The organism is Salmonella sp. HY31 (assembly GCF_042604575.1).
Lineage (GTDB): Bacteria > Pseudomonadota > Gammaproteobacteria > Enterobacterales > Enterobacteriaceae > Salmonella > Salmonella diarizonae.
In genome coordinates, this window is record NZ_CP170479.1 from 3,609,148 (window position 1) to 3,633,348 (window position 24,201).

At 41.9% G+C, this 24,201-nt stretch carries 23 protein-coding genes and 2 pseudogenes; 14 read left to right on the forward strand and 11 right to left on the reverse strand.

Going from position 1 to position 24,201, the window contains the following annotated elements; translation table 11 throughout:
• Positions 1-98: 98 nt before the first annotated feature.
• From ACE15A_RS17155 to ACE15A_RS17205, 11 genes and pseudogenes are all read right to left on the reverse strand, one after another.
• Positions 99-1,352, reverse strand: coding sequence for an MFS transporter (locus ACE15A_RS17155; protein WP_053508607.1), 1,254 nt, complete (start codon positions 1,350-1,352; stop codon positions 99-101).
• Between the two features lie 323 nt (positions 1,353-1,675).
• Positions 1,676-1,738 (reverse strand): annotated as a pseudogene (locus ACE15A_RS17160) (copper chaperone); the annotation flags it as partial.
• Positions 1,739-1,806: 68 nt separating this feature from the next.
• Complete coding sequence (locus tag ACE15A_RS17165) at positions 1,807-2,166, reverse strand: DUF4156 domain-containing protein (RefSeq protein WP_023246104.1); 360 nt, start codon at positions 2,164-2,166, stop codon at positions 1,807-1,809.
• A gap of 57 nt (positions 2,167-2,223) precedes the next feature.
• Positions 2,224-2,448 (reverse strand): hypothetical protein, encoded by a 225-nt coding sequence (locus ACE15A_RS17170; protein ID WP_023246103.1) that lies wholly within the window; start codon positions 2,446-2,448, stop codon positions 2,224-2,226.
• Between the two features lie 10 nt (positions 2,449-2,458).
• The gene (locus tag ACE15A_RS17175) at positions 2,459-3,100 is read right to left on the reverse strand and encodes a helix-turn-helix transcriptional regulator (RefSeq protein WP_053508609.1); all 642 of its coding nucleotides are present in this window, start codon (positions 3,098-3,100) and stop codon (positions 2,459-2,461) included.
• A gap of 143 nt (positions 3,101-3,243) precedes the next feature.
• Positions 3,244-3,768: an Ail/Lom family outer membrane beta-barrel protein gene (locus ACE15A_RS17180; RefSeq protein ID WP_023246101.1), complete on the reverse strand. Its 525-nt coding sequence runs from the start codon at positions 3,766-3,768 to the stop codon at positions 3,244-3,246.
• 413 nt (positions 3,769-4,181) lie between these two features.
• Complete coding sequence (locus ACE15A_RS17185; RefSeq protein WP_023246100.1) at positions 4,182-4,670, reverse strand: hypothetical protein; 489 nt, start codon at positions 4,668-4,670, stop codon at positions 4,182-4,184.
• A complete protein-coding gene (locus ACE15A_RS17190) occupies positions 4,643-5,386 on the reverse strand; it encodes a hypothetical protein (protein ID WP_023246099.1) in 744 nt (247 codons plus the stop codon). The genes ACE15A_RS17185 and ACE15A_RS17190 overlap by 28 nt, the downstream gene beginning before the upstream one ends.
• A 98-nt stretch (positions 5,387-5,484) precedes the next feature.
• Positions 5,485-7,059: an EAL domain-containing protein gene (locus ACE15A_RS17195; protein WP_129382470.1), complete on the reverse strand. Its 1,575-nt coding sequence runs from the start codon at positions 7,057-7,059 to the stop codon at positions 5,485-5,487.
• Positions 7,060-7,557: 498 nt separating this feature from the next.
• A pseudogene (locus tag ACE15A_RS17200) lies at positions 7,558-7,858 on the reverse strand (hypothetical protein).
• A complete protein-coding gene (locus tag ACE15A_RS17205; protein WP_053508612.1) occupies positions 7,831-8,565 on the reverse strand; it encodes a hypothetical protein in 735 nt (244 codons plus the stop codon). Before ACE15A_RS17205 ends, ACE15A_RS17200 begins: the two are co-directional and overlap by 28 nt.
• A 662-nt stretch (positions 8,566-9,227) precedes the next feature.
• Here ACE15A_RS17205 and ACE15A_RS17210 point away from each other — a divergent pair.
• The 14 genes from ACE15A_RS17210 to ACE15A_RS17275 all read left to right on the forward strand — a co-directional run bounded on the left by ACE15A_RS17210 (position 9,228) and on the right by ACE15A_RS17275 (position 24,177).
• Positions 9,228-9,764, forward strand: a complete 537-nt coding sequence (locus tag ACE15A_RS17210) for a fimbrial protein (RefSeq protein ID WP_053508614.1) — start codon at positions 9,228-9,230, stop codon at positions 9,762-9,764.
• A 61-nt stretch (positions 9,765-9,825) separates the two neighbouring features.
• The gene (gene stbB / locus ACE15A_RS17215) at positions 9,826-10,587 is read left to right on the forward strand and encodes a fimbrial biogenesis chaperone StbB (protein WP_053508616.1); all 762 of its coding nucleotides are present in this window, start codon (positions 9,826-9,828) and stop codon (positions 10,585-10,587) included.
• Positions 10,571-13,126: a fimbrial outer membrane usher protein gene (locus ACE15A_RS17220; RefSeq protein ID WP_053508618.1), complete on the forward strand. Its 2,556-nt coding sequence runs from the start codon at positions 10,571-10,573 to the stop codon at positions 13,124-13,126. Before stbB ends, ACE15A_RS17220 begins: the two co-directional genes overlap by 17 nt.
• A gap of 4 nt (positions 13,127-13,130) precedes the next feature.
• Positions 13,131-14,456 (forward strand): fimbrial usher protein StbD, encoded by a 1,326-nt coding sequence (stbD, locus tag ACE15A_RS17225; protein ID WP_053508620.1) that lies wholly within the window; start codon positions 13,131-13,133, stop codon positions 14,454-14,456.
• Positions 14,422-15,168: a fimbrial biogenesis chaperone StbE gene (gene stbE / locus ACE15A_RS17230; protein WP_053508621.1), complete on the forward strand. Its 747-nt coding sequence runs from the start codon at positions 14,422-14,424 to the stop codon at positions 15,166-15,168. Before stbD ends, stbE begins: the two co-directional genes overlap by 35 nt.
• A gap of 854 nt (positions 15,169-16,022) precedes the next feature.
• Positions 16,023-16,931 carry a DMT family transporter gene (locus ACE15A_RS17235; RefSeq protein WP_053508623.1) on the forward strand — a complete coding sequence of 303 codons (909 nt, stop codon included), beginning with the start codon at positions 16,023-16,025 and terminating at the stop codon, positions 16,929-16,931.
• Positions 16,932-17,070: 139 nt separating this feature from the next.
• The gene (locus ACE15A_RS17240; protein ID WP_023246090.1) at positions 17,071-17,229 is read left to right on the forward strand and encodes a DUF5993 family protein; all 159 of its coding nucleotides are present in this window, start codon (positions 17,071-17,073) and stop codon (positions 17,227-17,229) included.
• Between the two features lie 9 nt (positions 17,230-17,238).
• A complete protein-coding gene (locus ACE15A_RS17245) occupies positions 17,239-17,799 on the forward strand; it encodes a disulfide bond formation protein B (RefSeq protein WP_053508625.1) in 561 nt (186 codons plus the stop codon).
• Between the two features lie 1,236 nt (positions 17,800-19,035).
• A complete protein-coding gene (locus ACE15A_RS17250) occupies positions 19,036-19,548 on the forward strand; it encodes a hypothetical protein (protein ID WP_053508627.1) in 513 nt (170 codons plus the stop codon).
• Entirely contained in the window at positions 19,545-19,832 is a 288-nt protein-coding gene (locus ACE15A_RS17255) for a hypothetical protein (RefSeq protein ID WP_129382471.1), read from the forward strand. The genes ACE15A_RS17250 and ACE15A_RS17255 overlap by 4 nt, the downstream gene beginning before the upstream one ends.
• 202 nt (positions 19,833-20,034) lie before the next feature.
• Positions 20,035-22,086 (forward strand): hypothetical protein, encoded by a 2,052-nt coding sequence (locus ACE15A_RS17260; RefSeq protein ID WP_053508629.1) that lies wholly within the window; start codon positions 20,035-20,037, stop codon positions 22,084-22,086.
• Positions 22,087-22,363: 277 nt separating this feature from the next.
• The gene (locus ACE15A_RS17265; RefSeq protein WP_053508631.1) at positions 22,364-22,726 is read left to right on the forward strand and encodes a hypothetical protein; all 363 of its coding nucleotides are present in this window, start codon (positions 22,364-22,366) and stop codon (positions 22,724-22,726) included.
• 176 nt (positions 22,727-22,902) lie between these two features.
• Positions 22,903-23,529 carry a helix-turn-helix domain-containing protein gene (locus ACE15A_RS17270; RefSeq protein ID WP_137330531.1) on the forward strand — a complete coding sequence of 209 codons (627 nt, stop codon included), beginning with the start codon at positions 22,903-22,905 and terminating at the stop codon, positions 23,527-23,529.
• Between the two features lie 246 nt (positions 23,530-23,775).
• Entirely contained in the window at positions 23,776-24,177 is a 402-nt protein-coding gene (locus tag ACE15A_RS17275) for a CesT family type III secretion system chaperone (protein ID WP_053508635.1), read from the forward strand.
• The last annotated feature ends 24 nt before the right edge of the window (positions 24,178-24,201 follow it).

A 24,201-nucleotide genomic window follows, 5' to 3' on the forward strand; every position in this document is an offset into this window, starting at 1 on the left:
AGATGCCATCATTAACCTTTGTTGTTCGTTGAAAGAGCGTGAAAACCAGCGGGAAGAAGGTGTGCCCCCGGCGACGGCGAGCGCCAGGAGCGTATTGTTTACGTGCGATGACCGACGGCCGACTCCGGGAGTGAGTCGCTATCTGTACCGGAGATGACGACTCCCCGGGTCTCGCGACCAAATGCCACAAATACACAGATTAAAATAGCCACCGCGCCAGCCACGATCGCCATTGCCAACCCGTAATTTCCACCATGCGTTTCCGCGATGCGGGCCTGTAACGTCGCGTTAACCGACGCCAGTAAATTACCTAGCTGGTAAACAAACCCCGGCAGCACGGCGCGCGCATTCGCCGGAACCAACTCATTCAGCCAGGTCGGCACGACTCCCCAGGCGCCCTGCACCATAAACTGCATCAGGAACGCGCCCAGGCCAATGGTGAATGATCCGCTGGAAAATGCCCATAGCGGAAGTACCGGAAGCGCAAGAAAGGCGGCGATCATGATTGCTTTTTTACGTCCAATACGTTCCGATAGCGTACCGTAGAAAATGCCGCCGAGCATCGCGGCAATGTTATAAAAAATCGCAATGATACTAATCAGATGCGGATCAAAACCATGCTGCATCTTCAAGAAGGTAGGATAGAGATCCTGCGTCCCGTGACTGAAAAAGTTAAAGAAAGCCATTACCAGCACCAGATACAGACACAACTTCCACTGCTTGCGCAGAACAGGAAGCAGCGCGGTATCCTCTTTACGCGCTCTGGCCGCCAGCCAGACGGGCGATTCCGGCACTTTAAACCAGATATAAGGCAGCAAGACAATAGGTAGGGCGCCAATCAGGAACATACCGCGCCAGCCTACCATACTGTAGAAGAGGCCAAAAATGACCGAGGCGAACAGATAGCCGCAGGGATAGCCCGCCTGAAAAATTCCTGACATCAGGCCACGCGAACGATCGGGAATGGTTTCCATCGCCAGTGATGACGCGACGCCCCATATCCCGCCCATCGCCACGCCGTACATGACCCGAAAAATCAGAAATGCCATGAAGGTGGGCGACCAGGCGGAAAGCAGTTCAAAAACCGTAAAGAACAGAATATTGAGCATCAGTATCGGTCGACGTCCGTACTTTTCCGCCATTCGGCCAAATAGCAGCGCGCCAATGGGACGTACCGCCAGGGTCAGCATAATCGCAATGGAAACCTCCGATACGGAAGCGTGAAACCATTCGGCGAGATCGCTAAGTACAAAGACAAGGATAAAGAAATCAAACGCATCCAGCATCCAACTGGTAAAGCTGGCAAACGCCACATGTCGTTGTGTCGTCGTCCAGTTCAGGGGGGTGTACATAGGTAGTGTCCTGCATCAAAAAATAACATCAAGCTTTGAAGCGGCGAGGCGCTGATGAGCGCTCCCATCGCCAAAGCGACGTAACAAGGTAGCGTTGCGCTACTTCTTTGTTATTTTTTTGTATATAGCAGGTAAAACGTTAGCAAAAATAGACAAATCATTACATATTATTAACAAAGCTTACTGACACATGATTTGTCACAGTTTTTATAGGGGTGATGTCATGCAAAGAAAAGCGAGGCATAGCTATCGTATCGCGACCGGCCTGTCGCCAGACCGGTCGCAATTGACGATTACAGCTCGCGCGGCGGGAAACCGGCCTTTTACAGGGCGGCAGCTATCTGCTCCCCGGATAGCGACGTTTCAACTTCAACCAAACGCATCGCCAGTATGGCGCATGTGTTAAACAGCAATACATTGCCTGCGCTAAATACTCGCCTTATTCAAAATCAGGCTAACGAGGGCAACGATAAACGTTCCCGCTTAATGTGACATTAGTTTGTTTGCTTGAGCCCGAACCGTGCCATGAACTTCCTGTTTGGCCCGCACGCTGGGTTAACAGGACTACCGTATTTCCGCCCATTTTATAAGCTTTGTTTTTCAGATCGTTACGGGCCCCCGTTTCCAGGTTACTGTTGGATGTCCAGCCACCGGTAAAGAAATTCCCCTGGCTGCCCGTGATATCCCCTAAGTAGCTGCATTCCTTACCTGGCTCGCTGGTCATCACCCGTACCTGTTCAGCGCCATAATTCAACGAATTAGCACTACATGCGGTTAAAGCCAAACCGGCAAAACATACTACGATCTTTTTCATACTGATACCTGGTCTATTAATCATTAAATCGTGACACGTTCTCTCTTCTGGACGCCGTCAAGGAGCCATATTTAAGATGTAACGAATGTCTTTCATTTGCTGAAGAAAAGTCTCTGTCATGATGCTATCATGTATGCTTGAGGCTATTTCTTGTTCAGTTTTTTCAATATGCTCTCTGAGCCTTATTTTCGTTTGTTCGTCAAGCGACGAGATAAGTATCTTAATGGCAAGCAATAAAGTAGGGCTCATGCTTTCACACTCTCTCATCGTTAACTTTTTCATCTTGTTCACTTCAAGCCTGGCTGGCCTTTTTATCTACATGGGAGATTTTAGATGTAAATATATGGCGACTTCTTTGGTAAATAAATAGCAAATGGAAAAAACGTTTGAAGCCATATTTACGGCAAATACGCAATCTATGAATATATAAAGTCTTGCGACTAATGCCATAGCTACTGGCAATCTGATTCATCGACTTTTTGTATAAAAAATGCCATAACAACTCCTCCTCCTTTTTTGTCAACGGCACGAGTTCACCGACCGCTACATCGTTTGCACAAGCGTATTTAATGAAGTACTCAATAAAAACAGGCTTTGCCAAATCGGGATCGATATCAGGATCTCTATCGCAGCCAGATGGATAAAGTTTTCCAATATCTCTGCGCGTGAGCCAGATTCGACGAGCATGTGGATAATGCTGCATGAGCGTCTTAAAACCTTTCCAGATCCCCTGAATCAAAACTCGCCCATCAATAATAATTATGATATCTTCGCTAGCTGATATCTGACACGAATTATATCCTCTATTCAGTGGGAACATAAAGCACTTCCCAGCCTCGAAGAGTGAAGCGATACCTAAATAAGTATAATAATCATCCGTTAAAACTATGCTTATCGTTTTTAACGGAAGTTGTTCCGATTCTAAATTTATCATAATTTCATCAATAGAATAACGTCACGGTGAGTGTTTTATTGTCCTCTTAATATTACCTGATTGATCCTAACCATCCCTACTCAGTAACAACGCCACGTTATTTTTAGTTCCTTGCCATACACTTAACGCTTATACTTTTAATATCAGAAGCGATAACCTATGCTGACACCAAATGTATTGGTATCAACAGCGAAGAAACGACTTGCTTCCCATGATGCATCGATGGATATGCTTTTAACAGGATTAAATATTACGCCAGCGCCGTAGGCAAAGGAGTCTTCTTTTGAGTGTTTATTAAATTTCATCGTCGCTATACCAGCATTGCCGTACAGGCTCACATAGTCATTAAAACGATATGTCGGCCCAAACATCAAAGAACCATAGTCCACAGAATCGGAACCATTTTTATGCAATTTCCCCTCTTTCCAGGTGTAGTTCTCCATTTCTTTCCGCGTCGCGGTGAATGAGCCTAACATCCCCCAAGTCTCATTGAACTCGTAACGATATTTAAAATTAAAACCTCGCAGATCTTTGCTATCGCTATTTTTCAATGAACTGAGATGGGTTTGTGCATAACCAAACGATACGGTGTGCTGATCGTTAGCCAAAGCTAAAGATGATGCTAATAACAGACCTAAAACAACAAGGAACGAAGACCGTCTTTTCATTAAAAACACTCCATTTTTGATATATAATTAAGGCAGTACCGAAACTCATGGCACACAAATAGCATATAAATTAAAAGTGACAGATATGCTTATTAACAGCCATACCAACTGCGGAGGTAATATAACCTGATATGCTCGGTAATGGATATGAAATCTGTCTTACAGAGTTTCTTACTTTTTTATTAATAGCGGATTCATAGTTAATTCAAACCAGAAATTCATCGATCACTATATCGCATCCGTCAGGCAGGTTGTGAGTGTTGCCAGAGAATCGCAGTAAATCCTTTCGTAAACCTACACGTTATATCTTATTGTTTTTAATATTATTTTAAAGAATCACAGGTTAGCCCTTACTCTTTCCGGAGGGCAATTACGCAAACCACCTTCTGAACGCGTTCAGGTAGCATTCAGATCTACTGTGCGGTACAAACGTTATAAAGCTGCCGATTAAGAGAGTAGAAAAATGTTTTCTCACCAACCTTAGATATTCGAATCTCATTAGCCGCTTGCGGATGCAGAACCCGTAAATATGATAACAGATCGCCAGCCGTGTCTGTGGCAAAGACTTTTATCAAGGATACTTCAAACGTATAGACACCAGGCGCTGTTCGATGTAAATTTTTCATATATACGTCCCGGTATAATATTTTTACAGCGTTATCTTTTGTTTTTATTTCATATTGAAGCGTAATTCTTTTCATCTTAAAATCAAGAACAAGGCTACCATCGGCATGAATATTTTTAGGCTGTATCGTTGTTACCGTTCTTGTCGTACATAAAAACTCATCAGTATTAATAAATCGATAGTTATCATTTCGTACCAAAACCACCATCAGCACGACTGAAACAGCCAGCATACCAAGCGTCGCCAAGCTTAATAACGTTCTTTTATGGAAATGCATTTCGGCTCCGATATATCAAGTTGGTTAAGACACTGGACAAAAATATTTGTGTTAGGAACACGGATGTAATAAATGAATTTCCCATTTTGCTTATGTATTTCATTACTCATCTCAGAGTACGCGTCAACGATATCCGTCAGATGCGTTTTATCATGGCCTACACTATAAAAAGTGTATCCATCATATGAACCCTGGAGAGTAAAGTAATCAATATTTTCGCTCTTAACTTTATAAATCATAAAAAACATCAGGATCGCAGCTAAACAAAAATAGAGCCAATCTTTTCTATTCAGCGTCCCCTGTGTCGGTGAGATAATAGTGTCATTGTGCCGCGTTTCAACCATCGATAATTCTGTTTCAGCAACAGCAGGCAGAGCCGTGTTTTGATCCTCATTACTCAACGGTTCAATGGAAACTGAGAGCAAAACGCCCACGCGAGGACGAGTCACAACAGACGCAGCCTTAAGACCAATTTTATCAAATGATCCTCGTAGCTGGTTAATCAATTTATAATAACTGGCATCAGATACCACGACACCTTTTCGCCCCCAGACATAGTTAATTAAGTCATCTTTTTTAAAAAGGCCTTCATAAAAAGCGATAAGCAAACTACGTTCTGATTCAGATATCGTTATCGACTCTCCGGCACTGGAAAGCGTCATTCGTTCGCAATCAAGAATAACTCTTTTGTCAATCAGGTAGTTGTTCTGACTCATAAAAATATCCGCCTCAGTGCTATAACGTTTCTTCACGGCGTAAACATATTACCAGGATATATCGCACTATTGAATTTTTTCAGTAGCGGATTTCTGCATTATTCAGACGCCAGGCCGCTCGCTGGCCCGCTCTCCCCGTTGAGCAAACTATTTTGCCGCCAGGCTGACTTATCAAGCCAGCTCATAAAGTCAGTAGCCCTCATTGGCCTGGCATAAAGAAATCCCTGAACGAATCCTACGCCGTGGCTTAAAATGTAACGCAATTGGTGATGAGTGCTGACCCCTTCGGCAACCACATTGAGTCCCAGTCGCTGACTCAGCGTGATGATAGTATCCAGTACAGGAACATCATTGCTGCTGGTATCAATTGTATCGATAAATGTTCTGTCTATTTTAAGATAATTTGCAGGCAATTGTTGCAGATATGAGAGAGAGCAATAGCCAGTCCCAAAGTCATCAATCGCTATTAACACACCTTTTTCACGGAGCGTTGAAAGTTTTTCTGCGACCAGTGAAGGTTCTACAATCAGACTACGCTCGGTGAGCTCCAGCATAAGCGTTATGATTCCCAGATGAGCCCTGAGCGCCTCTACATCTTGTATAAATCCGTCATCCATAAGATGCGCAGGCGATATATTTACGCTGATATAAAAATTATCCGGTACATTCCAGTTTGTTACGTCATGTGCAATCAATTCAAACAAATGACGAGAAAGTGGAATAATCATTCCTTCATTTTCTGCCGCGGTGATAAAAATATCCGGGGTCATAAAACGGCCATCCGTTTGCGGCCAGCGCATAAGCGCCTCCACGCCGCCGCAACTGCCGCGTTTAACATTAAAAACAGGTTGATAATGTACCGTAAACTCATTGCACGCTATTCCCCGCTCAATCTCCCGGGCCAGAGATAAGCGTTTTAAATGCCAGCGCCTGTAGAGCAAAATCATTCCTACAGAAAAGCATAATGATAGCGGAACAAAAATAAAAAGATTGTGTAACCAGTATGCCGATAATGTTGAGAAGGGAGTGCGTACCATCAGTTGGATAGAATGATCTGTTGAGGTGAACCGTTGCGTTAAAAATGCCTTACCGTACAATGTCGCAGCGCTTGTAATAGCATCCCCGGCGCCGAATGTTAGACTAAAACCAGATGCTCTTTCTGCCGCCAATATCTCCATGAGCTCCTGCACATACTGCGAATCCACAATGACAAAGGCCGCTTTATTCGCTGCTATTTTTTTCACATAAACCACGACAAGCCGATCTGGCCCTTCGACCATACTACCGATGGATCGCAGCCACCGAGCCGGATAAGAAGCAGGTAAAGAAAACCCTGCCAGCCGGGAAAAATGATAGCGTTCGGTTCCTGTGACAAAGGAGCAAGTGATATCGCCATTTTCCAGAAACCCAATGTCACGGACATAAGGAGTGAAGGCCCGCGTTCTGGACAGTTCTTTCAGCGTGTCAGTGCAGGAACGTTCAGCCAGACTGGCGGCTTTTCCGGCGACTTGCCAGGAGGCGTTTGACATATCCGCGCTAAACCGCAGCAGCGTATTGGCGCTGACGGCGATATCTCTTTTTAGCTGGAAGATACCCGCGAGTAACCCCGCTAATATCATTACGATCAGTGGAACGGCAATAAACAACATCAGAAATATCTTTCTTACTTTCATAACATTGTCCTCTTACCAGCCTTTCTTTTGCCACTGTACGCTTTGATATGATAACCAAATTAACTTAATATAGAAAAGAAATATTAAGAGATACGTTATATGTTCTTAATGATAGCAAGACAGCACACCCTGTGTCGAAAACATAAAAGAAAATATCAATACTCAACAGATGCAGGATGCCATCGTTAAAATGAGTGATAGCAGATATCTAAAATAAAGTCACGTGCGATATGTTAGTCTGACACTAAGTTAACATAATAATCATGGCACGAATACCAATTAAAAACAGTATTACTCATTGTAACTCAGCATTACTACTGGTGGTACACACATTATACAAATGCCGATTAAGCGAAAACATATAGGTGTTTTTTCCAATGTTGACAATCTTTAACTCATTAATCGTACCGGGTTGTAATAGTCTCAACCAGGAGAATAAATCGCCAGCAGTATCAGAGTCAAAAGTCTTCACTGAATTGACTTTAAAAGTAAATGTTTTCATACCTGTTCTGCGCAGTTTACTGATGCAGATGTCACGGAAAAAAAGCCGTTTCTCTTTCGTATCGGTAGTAACATCGTAGTGTACGGTAATCCTGCCGGATTTAAGATCCAGAACCAGTCCACCATCCATGTACAGTTTTCGTGGTTCAATATAAGCCTCTGATTTTGTCGTGCATATAAGATTATTGGCTCTATAAGAATCACGTTTTATCCACCCAAGCACTGTTACAGACCCTATTACGATAATGATTATGAATATTATAAACATAATCAATAACGTTCTTTTACTGTAATACATTTTGGCACCGCCATTTCAACAGGATTTAAGCATTGTAGAAAAATATTCAGATTAGGTTCCCTGATATAATAAAGATGGTGTCCATTCTGCCTGTAAATTTTAATTTTCAGAGAGTTATAGGCAAAAACCACTTCGCTTAACGTGACCTTATCCTCTTTGGTTTTATAGATTACATAATCATTATATTCGCCAAGATACGTAAAAAAAGCATCAGGACTTTTACGGGCAGGTGCACTATATATATGAAACATCCCATAGAATAATATCAGAATAATGACTCCTGCTAATACTATAAAAGCACTGTTATGTTTAATTTTATAGATTATGCTTTTCCGCGACAGGTTTCCATTAACGTTTTCATCCTGTACCTTTACGGTGGTTATTTTTTTTATAGGCTCAATGGAAACAGACAGCGACACACCAACCCGAGGGCGAGTTACGATGTCAGATGACTGTAGACCAATGCTACTAAAATCATTTCTCATTTGATTAATAAGTTTATAGTAACTTGATTCTGAGACACAGCCTCCACGATTTTCCCAGACAAAATGGATAATATCTTCTTTTTTATAAAGGCCTTGCCAAAAAGCAAGAAGTAAATGGGTCTCGGCTTCTGATATTCTGAGTATCTCATTACCCTGCGATAAGGTCATTTTCGTACTATCAAATACAACACGCTTATCAAGTAAAAATATGCTTTCATTCATGACAATCCTAAAGGTAACTGCATCCATCATTCAGACAACATATTATCATGCTCAAAAAAGAATTCAGCCCCCTAATTAACTTCAGTTTAACTTAAAAGTATCATACATAGTAAACAATAATTGACACTCACATCAATTAACCATTAAAAATCAAAATATTACAGTGAAATCTGAATGTTTTTTTACCTTAATGCAAACTTAGAAAAATTCTGAAAGCCAAAAAGTAAGAAAAAAGCAAGACTAATTATACGGCTTCAGAAGCACATTTCAGAAAAGTTTCCTTAATCTCACTATCGTATTATCCATCGGGAGTTTTAGCTGATGCGGATTTTACATAGCAAAAGTGTGTAGATTTGTATTGCAACGTCGTTAATCTATTCAGTCACGGAGAGAATTATTATCGAATTACGCTCACTCAAATGATAACACTATCAGTTGTACTAATGAGGTATACGGGCTAAAGCGCTTATCGCTCTATTTCAGCAAAAGAGAAATAAGCCTATCAGTTTGATATCGCATTAAAGATAGGCAGGAGGGTATAGCTTACATCCCAAAATAGAGTTAATGATGGTTAATTTTACCACGTCTCCATAAGCACGAAACATTTGGGCGAATTACACTCGCCCTGAAAAAAGTAAAGATTAATACAGGAACTTTATAATATGTCTATGAAAAAATATTTAGCCATGGTTACAGGCTCGTTTCTTGTCTCCAGCAGCGCGATGGCTGTTTCTGATAATACCATCACCTTTCAAGGGGAAGTCACTGATGAAACGTGCTCTGTCGTGATTAATGGCAATCAGGCTAAACCCGTCGTGTTATTGCCGACAGTAAGTACTAAAGAGTTAACAGATCAAGGGAAAACGGCGGGGTCAGTCACGTTTGACATTGGGCTGTCCGGGTGTACCGGCTCTAAGGACAAAACAACAAAAATCTCCACCGTCTTTGTCGGTAATCAGGTCACCAGTAACGGTAACCTGGGTAATACTGGCAGTGCGAAGAATGTTGAAGTTCAATTGCTCGACACCTCAGATAATCCAATCAATCTGACCGGCGGTTTTACTGGCGACGGCGACCTACAGCTGGAGCCAAATGCTTCTGAAGCGAGCGCGACTTATACCGCACAGTATTATTCTACCGGGAAAGCAGAGGCAGGGACAGTCGCTGCCACCCTACAATACGCCGTTTCGTATAAATAATTGTCGCTACGGTCTGGTGTTGAATCACCAGACCATTTTCTATCGCCAGGGAGTTGTTGAGATGAAAATGGATACCCGACATTCCAGATTATGTTACTTAATAGTTTTTCTATTCCTGGCCCTCCCCGCCACAGCATCGTGGGCGAGCGTTACTATTTTGGGTAGCCGAATAATTTACCCATCGACAGCCTCCTCCGTAGATGTGCAGTTAAAAAATAATGATGCAATACCTTATATCGTACAAACCTGGTTTGACGATGGCGATATGAATACCAGCCCGGAAAATAGCCGCGCGATGCCGTTCGTTGCCACACCGCCAGTATTTCGTATTCAACCCAAAGCAGGCCAGGTTGTACGCGTAATTTATAACAACACGAAAAAATTGCCGCAGGATCGTGAGTCAGTATTCTGGTTTAACGTATTACAGGTGCCACCAACGAATATTGGCAGCGACAGCGGGCAAAATAAAATGTTGGTGATGCTGCGTTCAAGAATAAAACTTTTCTATCGTCCTGACGGGCTGGGCAAACCTGATAATCTGGCGAAAAAACTACAGATTAAAACGGTTAATAATGGTTCCGGAAAAAGCGGTATTGTTATTGTTAATTCGCAGCCCTGGTTTGCCTCTTTAAGTAACCTGAACGTAAAAGCGAACGGCGCTTCGTATAACCTGGATGCTGACATGATTGCCCCTTTCTCCAGCCAAACCTGGTGGCTACCGGGCAAACGGTCACTCAAATCCTTCTCCGGTACAGTCACCGTTACTTTGGTTAACGACCTGGGCGCACGGATAAGCGAGAGCTACAATGTCCCCCACCATTAATTTGAACCGCAAAAGCCTTGCGCTATTGATTGCCATATTTTGCTCAGGCTCCGCGCAGGGTGAAGAGTATTATTTTGATCCTGCGCTACTTCAGGGGGCCACTTACGGACAAAACATTGCCCGTTTTAATGAACAGCAAACGCCTTCCGGAGACTATCTTGCCGACGTTTACGTTAATGGCACGCTGGTAACATCGAGCATTAATATTCGATTTAATGCTGTAAAAGAGGGTCAACAGACTGAACCCTGCCTGCCCTTATCGGTGATGAAAGCGGCACAGATAAAATCACTCCCCGCGACTGACGCTGCGACCCAGTGTCGCCCGCTCAGTGAGTGGGTACCTCATGCCGGCTGGCAATTTGATAGCGCCACGCTTCGCCTGTTGCTGACGATTCCGATGACCGAACTTACGCACAAACCGCGTGGTTATATCTCACCTTCAGAGTGGGATAGCGGCGCGCTGGCGCTGTTTTTACGCCATAACACAAACTGGACTCACACCGAAAATACCGATAGCCATTATCGTTACCAATACTTATGGAGCGGTATAAACATGGGCGTTAACCTCGGACTTTGGCAGGTCCGTCATCAAAGTAATCTGCGCTATGCCAATAGCAGCCAGAGCGGAAGCGCCTGGCGCTATAATAGTGTTCGAACCTGGGTGCAAAGACCTGTCGCGTCCATTAACAGTATCCTGTCGCTGGGCGATAGCTATACGGACTCCAGCTTATTCGGCAGCCTGTCCTTTAACGGGGCTAAGCTTGTCACCGACGAACGGATGCGCCCTCAGGGAAAACGCGGTTATGCGCCGGAAGTTCGTGGCGTAGCGGCCAGTAGCGCGCACGTGGTAGTAAAGCAACTGGGGAAAGTGATTTATGAAACCAACGTTCCGCCGGGCCCATTTTATATTGGCGATCTGTACAACACCCGTTATCAAGGCGATCTGGAGGTAGAGGTTATCGAGGCCAGCGGTAAAACCTCACGTTTCACCGTGCCTTATTCTTCCGTGCCGGATTCTGTACGTCCCGGTAACTGGCACTATTCGCTGGCCTTCGGCAGGGTTCGTCAGTACTACGATATTGAAAATCGTTTCTTTGAGGGAACGTTCCAGCACGGCGTTAATAACACCATTACCCTCAACCTCGGTTCACGAATTGCGCAGCGTTACCAGGCATGGCTGGCGGGCGGCGTCTGGGCCACGGGTATGGGCGCGTTCGGCCTCAACGCCACCTGGTCGAATGCGCGCGCAGAGCATAATGATCGCCAACAAGGCTGGCGCGCGGAACTCAGTTACAGCAAAACGTTTACCACCGGCACTAACCTGGTACTGGCGGCTTATCGTTATTCAACCAACGGTTTTCGCGATCTTCAGGACGTGCTCGGCGTACGCCGGGAAGCGAAAACGGAGATTGATTACTACTCCGACACGCTGCATCAACGCAACCGCCTGTCTGCGACGGTAAGCCAACCGTTAGGACGGCTCGGCACGCTTAACCTCAGCGCCAGCACCGCAGACTACTACAATAACCAATCGCGTATAACACAGCTACAAATGGGATATAGCAACCAGTGGCGGAATATAAGCTACGGGGTGAATATCGCACGACAGCGCACCACCTGGGATTACGATCGCTTTTATCACGGCGTCAACGAACCACTGGATGTGAGTAGCCGACAAAAATATACCGAGACAACAGTGTCGTTTAATGTCTCTATACCGCTGGATTGGGGCGAAAACAGAACCTCTGTCGCCATGAATTATAACCAGTCCCGTCAAAGCCGTTCCTCAACCGTATCAATGACGGGCAGTAGCGGTGAGAACAGCGACCTGTCATGGTCAGTTTATGGCGGCTACGAGCGTTATCGCAATGGCGATAGCGGCGCATCAACGACGTTTGGCGGTAATCTACAACAGAACACCCGGTTTGGCGCACTTCGCGTCAACTATGACCAGGGCGATAACTATCGTCAGGAAGGACTGGGCGCGTCCGGCACCCTGGTACTCCACCCTGGCGGTCTGACGGCTGGCCCCTATACCAGCGATACCTTTGCGCTCATCCATGCCGATGGCGCGCAGGGCGCGGTCGTACAGAATGGTCAGGGCGCTGTGGTTGATCACTTTGGTTACGCCATTCTGCCTTCGTTATCTCCTTACCGCGTCAATAACGTTACGCTCGATACCCGTAAGATGCGCAGCGATACCGAACTAACGGGAGGAAGCCAGCAGATTGTGCCTTATGCCGGAGCCATCGCGCGTGTCAATTTCGCCACTATCAGCGGCAAAGCGGTGCTGATCTCCGTGAAGATGCCAGATGGCGGCATACCGCCAATGGGCGCTGATGTTTTCAACGGTGAAGGCATAAACATCGGAATGGTCGGCCAGAGTGGACAGATTTATGCCCGTATCGCCCATCCGTCCGGCTCTCTGCTGGTGAGCTGGGGAAAAGGGGCAAACCAGCGTTGCCGGGTTGCCTACCAACTCGATCTTCACACAAAAGAACCGTTTCTCTATCTGAACAAAATCTGCGAGAAGGAATAGCACAATGCTTTTTAGTTTCCGAACGCTGTTGTTTATCACCAGCCTGTTCGTTAGCGCCGGAACATGGTCGTCATGTATAAAAGTCATCGATAAGAGCGCGCTCTCTGACGCGGCGATAAAAGCTGGCTACACGGCGCAAAACTGGCTCGGCGCAACTGACACGAATACCGGTAATATCGGTTTACCAACGGTGATTAGCATCAGTAATAGTGAAAAATTTCAACCCTCCGGCACACTATTGGCCAGTGGCATCGGTAACTTCCTGACAGCCGCCACCGGAACGCCCTATTCCAGTAAACAGGTACTTTACCGCTGCGATTCCTCCGATGCCGGGAAGCTCTATGAGATGTATTCGACAAATGGCGATAGCGCTTTTGCGGGAGCATTTTTTACTTCCGAAGTGGAAGGCGCCTATTATGATGTGGAGCGTAATGTTGCTGTCCGTATGACAAACCTTAGTACCGGCGAATATTACAGCCGTTTCTGGAAAGAACGCCAACTTACCGCAGACAGTTGGTTTCAGGATGATAAATATATTTATATTCCTGCCAGCGCGTTTAGCAACGTGTTATATGAGATGTTTAAAATTGACTCAAGCCAACATTTTGTCTACACGAATCCACTGGACAGAGATACCTGGACGCAGCCTCGGGGTTATATAGCGTTTAAAGGCCCAGGCTTGCTTACTGAGCAAATCAAAACGGGACTGGATCATGCTATTGATTATTATGGCTGGCCTAAGGAGTGGCCCGGGGCATGGAGTACCTATAATAGCGTCACGTATGTTCGCGGCGCGTTATGTAAAATCACAGATTATCCTGCGATCGTGAAAATTCCCCCTGTCGCCGTCGGTGTATTAGCTGCCGGGGGGAGTAGCCAGGTACCTTTCCACGTCAGCCTGGAATGTGAGTCCGGCGCCGTATCCAGCCCCCGTCCAACCATTAGTGCCGCCAATGTCGCGATGGGGTTTGTAGTTAATCAACCAACCGCCGTGGCGGCGGCGCATCGCCTGGGGCTAACCACATCCGCAGGCGGTCTGTCGTGGCTACTGGACACCCATTATGGCGAACCCGGCGTAGCTTCCGGAGTGGGAATCCGCATCTATAACGATGCCGGTACGCCGATTAATCTGTTGCCCGATCGTATCAAGACGGGCATCGGCAACGCCCGAGGCTGGTATGGCTATAAAGATTTAACCACACGGGTATCATCCGGTTCAGTAGAAACCTACAGCGGTGATTTTACTGCCTCGCTTGAGGCGATCGGCGGACAAACAGTAACGGCAGGAAGCGTGAATGCGCAATTACAGGCAGTGGTTAGTTTTCAGTAAAGTCATATTAACGCTACTCTGGTTGACGGGATGGTATGGTCAAGCACAAGCCGCCGTTAATATTGACAGAACCCGAATTATTTTTGCTTCAGATGATATCGCTCAATCGTTGACATTATCCAACGATAATACAACGCCGATGCTGTTACAGGTATGGACCGACGCCGGAAACATTGACGCCTCTCCGGATAATAGCAAAACGCCGCTGGTGGCGCTGCCGCCGGTATTTAAAATGCAGCCAGGAGAACTGAGAACGCTTCGCCTGCTCCTGAGTTCCCGCCAGCAGCTTGCAACGGACCGGGAGAGTCTCTTCTGGCTAAACATTTATCAGATACCGCCAGTCACCCAGGACATTAAAAACAACCCGCGAAAACTGGTATTACCGCTTCGTTTGAGGCTAAAAATTTTAATCCGCCCGACCGGGTTAAAAGCGCCAACGGAAGCGGAGGAGAAAAAATTACGCTTTATTGCTAAAGAGAATAATATACGGATCGTTAACCCTACCTTGTGGTATATGAGTTTAACGTTAACGATGGATGGCAAGAAAAGTATCGGGGATATCATGGTTGCGCCGAAAACAGCACTTAATGTGCCGCTAACACGCTCGCCAACGCCGGGAACATCGATAAATTATGCAGTAATCAATGAATCTGGAAACTGGCGACAATATACAGCCATACTGGAAAAATATAATATGTCAGTTATTCATTGAAAAAAACCGACACGCTTAACGTATCGCGTCGTAGTGTGTCTGGCATCTATGTTACGTTATAAACTGTTTTGCTCTGGTAACCCATTATGTTCTGCGGCTACGTAATGGGTTTTACAAGCTCTGGTGATGAATCTGACTCAGAACAAATTCTTCCAGGTAGCCGTACGGCCAGGAGAAGTAATTTAGAAGCGGATCACAATTTTGTTAATTGATTAGATTTTATCCCAAATGGCGCCAGTATTAAGGTCGCCATATAAAAACATTCTATTACAACGAGTTATCTCCTCCTGCCTCCGCCCCGGCGCAAAGCTATAGGTTTTTTCTATCTCCTTGTGAAACAAACAATTATTCTTGATACGGTGCTGATTAACAATCGTTCGCGGGCAACGTACATTCAGCGAGTTTCAGAGCTTCCTGACGGAATTCAGCCGGTGCTGTTTCCGGGGCTTCTTACTGGTTGATACAGATCCAGCCTCTTACTTGAGAATTTACTCATTTAGCCGTATGTCCACTATGGGTGGATAAGATCATTTATCATCGTAAGGGTTGAAAGCGATAAGTTAAACTTGTCCTGGCTCAACAAGGGAACCCGACTAATGATGAGCTCTTCATCTTCAAGGCGTTTTATGCCTTCCAGCAAGAATAGACATTAAATCGACAACTGCTGCCAGGTCTTGCAGGCGCAGTGGACAATGGTGTGGTAACAGCCTGAGTCATTTCTTATTTTTCTCATTCAGCATAACTGCATCTTCTGATAGAGAAATTTTTATCTAAACATATAAAAAACACAGTGAAGAAAATGCTACTTTTTTCTAGCTAAAAAGCTACATTAATTTTTTTACGGAGAGCATCTTATGCGCAAGGTGTCGATATCTATATTATTCCTGCTAGTTTCACTGACCTGGGGGACTACATGGTTGGCTATGCGAATTGCCGTTGAAACTATCCCTCCAGTGTTTGCAACCGGAATGAGGTTTATGTTTGCAGCACCTTTTTTAATCATCATTGCATGGTTAAGAAAAAAACCGCTGTTGTTTCCTCCCGGACAACGATTATTCCAGTTTGTGATTTGCATCTTTTATTTTTCTATTCCTTTCTCACTAATGATTTATGGTGAAACCTATGTCAACTCTGGGCTTGCCGCCATTATCTTTGCTAATATGCCTGTGGCCGTTTTGATAGCATCGGTGTTGTTTCTAAATGAAAAAGCGAAACTAATGCAGATCGCGGGCTTAACTATCGCAATCACTGCATTGACGGGGATACTTCTTGAAGAAACGAATACAAGTACAGAGAGTCACTGGCAGGGTATCACTGCGCTTATTTCTGCTGTGTTAATCCATGCCATAATATATACACAATGTAAGAAAAGAAGTTGTACTGTCTCTGTTATCACATTTAATGCGCTCCCGTGCCTTTTAGCTGGGTTGATACTTTCTGCGACAGGATGGTTTTTTGAAAGACCACAAGTATCAACCTTCTCAGTACACTCAATATTAGCTACCCTGTATCTCGGGGCTTTTGCCGGAGTTTTTGGTATCCTGTGCTACTTTGCGCTTCAGCAAAAGGCTAATGCCTTCCAGGCTTCGCTTGTATTTCTTATCTTTCCGCTGATTGCGGTAAGTCTGGAAGACTATATTTATGGATATGCTATTTCAACACACTCAATGCTGCTTATTATACCATTAGCTATCGGGATATTTCTTACTCTTGTCGCCAGAAATATCTCTGTAACCAGCAGATGCCAGGATAATTCATCATAGAAATAATCGATTTATAATAACGCAAATAATTCCTGATGCCTTACTGAGCTCCGACTAATGCGGGGTGGATAAGCTGGAATACAGGCCCGGTAATACGCAGCGATTATATTTAACAAACAATGTAATAAAGGAGTTTTTTATGTTCATGTTTCTGCCATTCTTGCTTGCACTGAGCGTGGCAATGGGGGCCATAAACAGAAAGGATAAAGTCAGCTACATTCTGTGGGGCGTTTTACTCATCGTCACTATTTTATCATTCATTCATCATATGACCAATTCACTGGCTTTGTCATTTTAAGGAGTGTGTATGAAAACGCATCATCATCCAACAACATTTGTTCATCTGATTAATCAGGTGGGACTCCTTGGGATATGCGTTGCTCTGGTTGTAGCCTTTTATTATCAACTCGTTAGGCATGAGCTGCCTTGTCCAATTTGCTTATTACAGCGGGCTGGTCTCATCATCGCCGGTTTTGGCTTTTTATTTAACCTCTGCTTTGGTCTACGAGGTATACATTACGGGATGGTAATTATTGGCAGTATCCTGACCGGAGTTATGGCATCCCGGCAAATGTGTTTGCATATCATGCCCGGTGACACAGGATATGGTTCTGCATTTTTTGGATTACACTTTTATACCTGGACTCTGATTACGTCAATTCTGATTATTATTGCTGTTGCGGTAGTTCTGGCAATCAGTAGCATGAATGTTGCATTTCGTTCATTGAATATTAATCCGGACCTGTTCAGTATTGTCGGTTGGGTATTTCTGTTACTGATTACTGCCAACCTTATTTCAACTGTACTGGAATGTGGCGGAGGGGAATGTGCTGCTAACCCGGTCACATATAAGCTACTGTCGAAATAGGATGTTGCCTTTCTGAAAACAGGCCTCCTGACGAGGACAGTTCTCCGGTTATGACGCACTTTTAAAATGACTGAGCGGTAAATATATAGCAAGCACCTGTCTTGTAGAAATTGGAATGATTATGGGCTAACACGGACGTTTCAGTAACGTTGTAATGGTGCAATAATAGGAATCAAACTTACAACCTTCGCATTACGAATACAATGTTTATACCTTTCCAACCTACTGAACAACCACATCATAATACGCATTTGTCTTTATAAAATATGCGACTAATTTAAATCATATGTGGATTTAAATTGACTAACGTTGATGTGTATTCACTCTGTTTACTTACCCCAGCCATTACATTAGCATACCTGCTTGATCTCCCTTTATCTGATCTTACTCATGAAAATATTGCCACATAGTTAAATTCAGAAAAACAAACTTACAGTGGAATTGATGCTATGATCGGTATCGCACAGTTTGGCCTGAATACCCTCAAAGTGATCTACTATTTTAGCGCAGCTATTTAGCATCAGAAAACATTTTAATACCGTTATAGTGGAAAATAACCTTAACTTAAAAAATATTTACTCTACAGATGAGGGGGGGCACTTCAATCTGCGATTATACTCATGCAAGCAACCAAAAATAATATCAGATGTGTGTAATTTTACCTTTCATTCTTTCAGAAAGAGGCAGTAATCATAAAATAAAAACAAACGACTCTAATAATAGTCTAGTAAAAATCATTTGTACTCCTCATGAAGTTGAATAGTACCCACCCAATCGCAATTTTATTTTATAACTGCTAGTATATGATTACTATAGATAGTCTTAAGTCGTATCATAAACAACCAAATACTTTATCTCTCTTGAAATAAGAGGTAGTCAATAATAAGATGATTGAAGAGTTATTATCATTTGAGGGGAATCATACTTAGCAGAGAGAATTGCTTTTATTCAACAACCTATAGAGCCCGAAATGACCGTGTTGCACATCTGTATAGCATCAATGTCCAGGCAGCTCAGCAAATGGCAAAAAAAGTATAGTGAAGACTCACCGGTGGCTGTTACCAGGGGTCATATAAGTTGGTTTCCCTCACCCAGGGCCTCGCCCCCAGAGGCTCTTTGCAATCATTTTTTCCTGTAATTCCAATTACTTAGAATATGAGCACGCAAGCGAGGTAAAACGTCTGGAGATAGAGAGATAGATCTATGCATTAATTATCATTATAAACAGGAAGTCATATGAAAAATGAATCTATTTATATAAATACATTTAATATGCTTAACTCGCATTCCTTACCAGAAAAACTTTCGTTTGATATATTTAGTCAACAATCCGATAGAGATAAAAGTATTTTTAAAAGAAGTCTTAATGATGGCTATATATTCAAAGGACTCGTAGGCCATGGGGTCCAAAGTTGGTGCTGGCGCATTATATGGGAAACATCACAATGTGGTGTCGCTTTAGATATACCTATTCGAGGCATATACTCAGATATTGACACGACTGATAATATGCCAGCACAGGATATTGGGGAGTTATTTGTTAATGCTTGCAGCAGTGCAATGGAATCCGAATTTTACTTCCAAAACCAAAAAGCAAAAATATATATAATAATGGACGCTGATGAATTCAAATTTAAGATAGTCAATACCAGAGATAATAAAACAATATATGAAGGTTCAGTGTTAGCAGAACTGTTAGATATACTTGAAAGTAGTAATAAAAAACAAATTCACGGTAAAAATATATGACAACTTTAAATAGAACATTCTTAATAAGCAATCCAAATACAAGTTCAGCGGATAGTAGCCATCCGCAACCGCACAACAGAAAACAGTTACCAGGAATAAGAGCAAGAGCATCTGTAGAACGACTAAGTGAGTCTGAGACTATAAACCGACTCAAAAAAATCATACAACAAAACATATCTAATCATGGTGGTATGAATGAAATATCTCATATTAATCTGATTAACAAAATAAATAGCAACCATATTTTACCTGCTAAGAATAAAGATCACAATTTTTTTTATTAGTCAGTCCACCCATGCCTGTACACAACTAAAGAAGGCAATTTGTCATGCTGATATTTGCATGCGAAAACTGGAAGATTACAAACTTAACGATTTTTCAACTCATTCAGATTCAGAAGTATTTAAGGCGCTTAATCAAGCTGTTAAAGCGTAATATTCACTTAAAGAAAAGTTAAAAATATATGGAAAAACGGTTACTGGTGATATGCTAGAATATATTAGCTTATGCGCAGAAGATTGTGAACGCCGCATCAGCGAAATGCTCAACGTTGCCAGCCAGGCAAATAATTCCAATCGAAAAAACAATATCGACATCATGAAAAATATCGGTGAAAATTTAGATAATGTTGTCACTAATATGCATGGCACTCCTCAAGCAATGCAAGAATTTTATAAAGAAGTCAACGAGTTATTGATTGATCTGGATATATTAGAGAAAAATAATAATGGGATAAATAATAAAATCGCCTATCACCGATTAGAAAATAAAACACGCAACCTCCAGTTCAAATTAAACGCAATGCTATCGCAAAATAAAACATATGAAAGAACAAAATTAATATATGACGATATTATTTTCAACACTATCAACAAATCACTAAATCTCGCACTCGGAAGATGTAAAATAATTGCAACAGCTAATATTAATCCTGTTTTCGAAAATTCGATAAACCAACTATTTCAACCGACAATAAACACTCTGAAAACGGCCCAGGACAAAATTCCGTACATATATACGGAAGAAAAAGAAGTCATTAATTATATAATACAATATACAGAAAAACTCCAGACTAATCTACAAGAACAGGCAAAACGGCTTGGGGATTTAAGCGAGCTCAATTCGGTACATCGAGATGTACAAAAAATGATTGAATATGTGAACACGTGGTCCTATCATATTATAGGAAAGCTCCCTCAAAGTCTTATTAAAATAGTACGCGATAGTTTCAATCGGACAATATATAACTCTTTTGATTATCGGGTTTTTTCATCTGGATTAATCGAACTATCTCAGCTATCAATAAAATACGCCTCGGGAAACTTTACTAACACTGGACGTTATCTGACACAAGCCTTTTATAATTCACCGGGCTCTGATGCCTTGATAGAATGTTACTCACGCGGTATTCCACCTAAATATCTTGAAAAGGATTCATCCTCCGAAAGGCTTAAATCAGCTCATACGCTAGGTTGCGGAAGCGTAAATGAAGTGACATTGTGTGTTTATAACGCACCACATGGACAACATCCTATTGAGAAAGTTTTTAAACCTGAGTATGTTGGTCGTTATGGATTAGGTAATCTTCAACTTCATTGTTTGGACGGCAATAACTTTTCAGAAATGCTAGTTCGTAATATTGCATCCAGTGAGGTAGCCAAGTATTTAGGTTGTCAAAATATAGTATCAACAGCAACAGCGGGAGTGTATAAAAAACAGTTTGGACTTTTTATGAATAAAGCTCCTGGAAAAACACCTTGTGATCTTGTAAGTACAGGCGGGATAACTCAATCCCAGTTAGAATCGATTCTTAGCATATGTAAAACAAATAACAAATTGGAAATTGCAAAAGCAAATTTACGGCATGAATTAAATAATCTGGAATGGGCTGATGCGTTAGCCGGCCAAATAGATCGACATTCTGATAATTATCTTATCGATATTGATAAGCTTACCGGCAACATAAAAGTAACAGGGATTGATAATGATGCCTCCTTTAGCGTAGCATTAACAGGTATAGGTATTATATCAGTAAATAATCTAAATATATCTGTACAAGACAGGAATAAGTTAACCCCTTATTTTCTTAGAACATCGCAGGGAAAACTATACCTTGATGATTATCATAGCCCGGTAATTGATATTCGCATGTTAGATCATATCGGTCAAGAAACCATAATAAATATTACTGGGATAAATCAAAAAATAGTGCCTGATCTTATTTCTCAGGAGACTTACGACGCATTAATGTCTATCGATGCTGTTGATTATGCAGAAACCCTAAGCGAATTATTACCACCAGCGAATGTTCAAGCTGCCCTTAAGCGTCTTGAATCAGCTAAACAACATGCTTCAGAATTATATCGTAATAATCGGGTCATAAGTAATTGGCAAGATCCTGACATTGAAATTTATTATAACAACGAACTGATAGATTATGAAAATAAAGTAAACAGAGGCATCAGTTATCCACAAAATGCCAATCTCGATCTATCTTTATATCTTAGGGACTTCCACTATAGTGTATTATTGGTTTGATTTTCAGAAAGTTATAATATGCAGCGTCTGAAAGTACGGGTGTTTGAGAATTTGACATCAGGCACTGGCTGTTACATTTTTAGCCGTATACTGCTGGTCCCATGATGCGATAAGGCGGTGTCGTATAAAACATAGACAATGTCTAATTTTGGGCTTCTCGCTACACCTGATTTGATATATAAATCAATATATGTGCAAAAAGAATGATGATAGCGAATAGTATTCAGACGCTGATTTTATTTCATTCTTATAATATATAAACTGGAGTTTTGCTAATATGAGCAGTAAAGATCAACAATCTCAATGTAAAAAAATTAAATTATATAATTCTGAAATAATGGATTTACAATTTAAAATAGAAAAAATATCTCAGATTCTGAAAGATTTTGATGAGCATAGCTTGCAGGTTGATGACAAAAAAAAGATCACTATAAAAACAACGCCTAAAGTAAATAAAAACATTGCTAATGTATTAAACATCAGCTACGAAGAATGCGTAAATTTACCTACAAAAATCATCTTGAAGAAATTATCAGAAGAACAAAAAAAGAGCAAGAATGTAGCAATGGAAAAACTAAAATTCATTACAACCATTAGCCAATCTCTACTACACCTGGCAACAATAAGACACAAAAAGTAGCAAAAATTGATGAAAAGTTATTTTATTAGAAGTTAAATCTCACATTAGTGCACTTATCGAAATATGTTCACAAGGTGTGTAATAATACACCATTAATGGCGATTCAAATGCAAAATATCTGGTAATATTATGTTTCATAGATTTTTTTCTGGATACACGTAAGTACAGGTAAATAAATGAATCTTTATGACATTGATAAACCCACCGAATACATAGAAAAATTGTTATCTCTCTTTCCTGTTACACAGCCATTTTTGCTTGAGTCGGGGAGTATTTTAGATCCTAAGGAGAAAAAAGATTCAATGCAAAAAAAGATTTATTTTTTGCTTGATGGCGCATTGCTTGTATCTATCGGCGAAGGTGAAAAAAAACATAATCTGGGTATAACTACCAGTCCTTATATCCTTGGGCTAGGCCAGTTAGGACAAACTGGTGCTATTTGCGAGTTTGAATCAATATCACCATGCTTACTGGATTCAGTTGACATTGACGTCTTCAATAAGATTATAGATGAAAATGGCATGTGGCGTGAAGTTGTTCAGATTTTGTTACCCACGTTAGCAACAGTAGCAGTTCGAGCCTCCACATCAGGTTTACAATCTGCTTATGAAATAATTCGCAGTTATCTAATTTATATGGAAAATGAAAACTCCTATGCTATCAAGGAAAGGTATACCGTTGTCAAGTACATGCAGACATTTTCAAGGTTATCACGCAGCATGATTCTAAAAATTTTAGCACAACTAAAAATTGGTGGTTTCATTGAAATGGAAAATGGAAAATGGAAAATGGAAAACTTATAAGAATTAATAAAAAATTACCAGAAAAATTTTAACAGTATTTTTATGTATTATCTTCACTGCCAGACCTCTGCTGCATTGGAATCCAAAATGAGACCGCAAGGTAATTTATTAATCCTGTAACTAATGCATTATTGGCCTTGTCATAAACAGATAAATAGCTTTATAGTCTGGCGATATACCCAAGCGAAATTCAGTCTTGTAAAATTTTAATGGATAATAAGCACACAGCTTATAAGGAGTAATTGGATGTCATTACGGGCAAATATAATTTTAAAAGAATTTGGTATCACTCAGGGCGTACCGGATATGAAGTTTAATGAGGATGGTATCTGTTCATTTCTTATTGATGAGGAATATGACATTACTCTCATTGCTGATAGTGACGAAAAAATATACATGTATGGTGTTTTAGCCAATACCACAATCGAAGACGCCCATAAGCAAGCACTAGTACTTATTTCTGCAAATACTTATCTTTTCAGTAGCGCTGAGCTTGTATGCTGTTATGAATCACAAGCACAGGCTTTCATTTTAATGAAAGTTCTAAACCTGGATAACTTAACAACCAACATTATCGAAGAAAGTATCGATAAAATTATTGATACGATAAAAAATGTACGAAGCACTCTGGCAGAGTTGGAGCTTTGAAAAAGACTTAATACATTAATATTG

What these genes read in the sequence shown, in the direction of transcription:
- stbE (WP_053508621.1), top strand. Translation starts at nt 14,422, where the DNA reads ATGCGCAATTACAGGCAGTGGTTAGTTTTCAGTAAAGTCATATTAACG.
- ACE15A_RS17195 (WP_129382470.1), bottom strand. Translation starts at nt 7,059, where the DNA reads ATGAAAGTAAGAAAGATATTTCTGATGTTGTTTATTGCCGTTCCACTG.
- stbD (WP_053508620.1), top strand. Translation starts at nt 13,131, where the DNA reads ATGCTTTTTAGTTTCCGAACGCTGTTGTTTATCACCAGCCTGTTCGTT.
- ACE15A_RS17220 (WP_053508618.1), top strand. Translation starts at nt 10,571, where the DNA reads ATGTCCCCCACCATTAATTTGAACCGCAAAAGCCTTGCGCTATTGATT.
- ACE15A_RS17240 (WP_023246090.1), top strand. Translation starts at nt 17,071, where the DNA reads ATGTTCATGTTTCTGCCATTCTTGCTTGCACTGAGCGTGGCAATGGGG.
- ACE15A_RS17185 (WP_023246100.1), bottom strand. Translation starts at nt 4,670, where the DNA reads ATGCATTTCCATAAAAGAACGTTATTAAGCTTGGCGACGCTTGGTATG.
- ACE15A_RS17170 (WP_023246103.1), bottom strand. Translation starts at nt 2,448, where the DNA reads ATGAAAAAGTTAACGATGAGAGAGTGTGAAAGCATGAGCCCTACTTTA.
- ACE15A_RS17155 (WP_053508607.1), bottom strand. Translation starts at nt 1,352, where the DNA reads ATGTACACCCCCCTGAACTGGACGACGACACAACGACATGTGGCGTTT.
- stbB (WP_053508616.1), top strand. Translation starts at nt 9,826, where the DNA reads ATGAAAATGGATACCCGACATTCCAGATTATGTTACTTAATAGTTTTT.
- ACE15A_RS17210 (WP_053508614.1), top strand. Translation starts at nt 9,228, where the DNA reads ATGTCTATGAAAAAATATTTAGCCATGGTTACAGGCTCGTTTCTTGTC.
- ACE15A_RS17250 (WP_053508627.1), top strand. Translation starts at nt 19,036, where the DNA reads ATGAAAAATGAATCTATTTATATAAATACATTTAATATGCTTAACTCG.
- ACE15A_RS17275 (WP_053508635.1), top strand. Translation starts at nt 23,776, where the DNA reads ATGTCATTACGGGCAAATATAATTTTAAAAGAATTTGGTATCACTCAG.
- ACE15A_RS17255 (WP_129382471.1), top strand. Translation starts at nt 19,545, where the DNA reads ATGACAACTTTAAATAGAACATTCTTAATAAGCAATCCAAATACAAGT.
- ACE15A_RS17165 (WP_023246104.1), bottom strand. Translation starts at nt 2,166, where the DNA reads ATGAAAAAGATCGTAGTATGTTTTGCCGGTTTGGCTTTAACCGCATGT.
- ACE15A_RS17235 (WP_053508623.1), top strand. Translation starts at nt 16,023, where the DNA reads ATGCGCAAGGTGTCGATATCTATATTATTCCTGCTAGTTTCACTGACC.
- ACE15A_RS17270 (WP_137330531.1), top strand. Translation starts at nt 22,903, where the DNA reads ATGAATCTTTATGACATTGATAAACCCACCGAATACATAGAAAAATTG.
- ACE15A_RS17260 (WP_053508629.1), top strand. Translation starts at nt 20,035, where the DNA reads ATGCTAGAATATATTAGCTTATGCGCAGAAGATTGTGAACGCCGCATC.
- ACE15A_RS17175 (WP_053508609.1), bottom strand. Translation starts at nt 3,100, where the DNA reads ATGATAAATTTAGAATCGGAACAACTTCCGTTAAAAACGATAAGCATA.
- ACE15A_RS17245 (WP_053508625.1), top strand. Translation starts at nt 17,239, where the DNA reads ATGAAAACGCATCATCATCCAACAACATTTGTTCATCTGATTAATCAG.
- ACE15A_RS17180 (WP_023246101.1), bottom strand. Translation starts at nt 3,768, where the DNA reads ATGAAAAGACGGTCTTCGTTCCTTGTTGTTTTAGGTCTGTTATTAGCA.
- ACE15A_RS17190 (WP_023246099.1), bottom strand. Translation starts at nt 5,386, where the DNA reads ATGAGTCAGAACAACTACCTGATTGACAAAAGAGTTATTCTTGATTGC.
- ACE15A_RS17205 (WP_053508612.1), bottom strand. Translation starts at nt 8,565, where the DNA reads ATGAATGAAAGCATATTTTTACTTGATAAGCGTGTTGTATTTGATAGT.
- ACE15A_RS17265 (WP_053508631.1), top strand. Translation starts at nt 22,364, where the DNA reads ATGAGCAGTAAAGATCAACAATCTCAATGTAAAAAAATTAAATTATAT.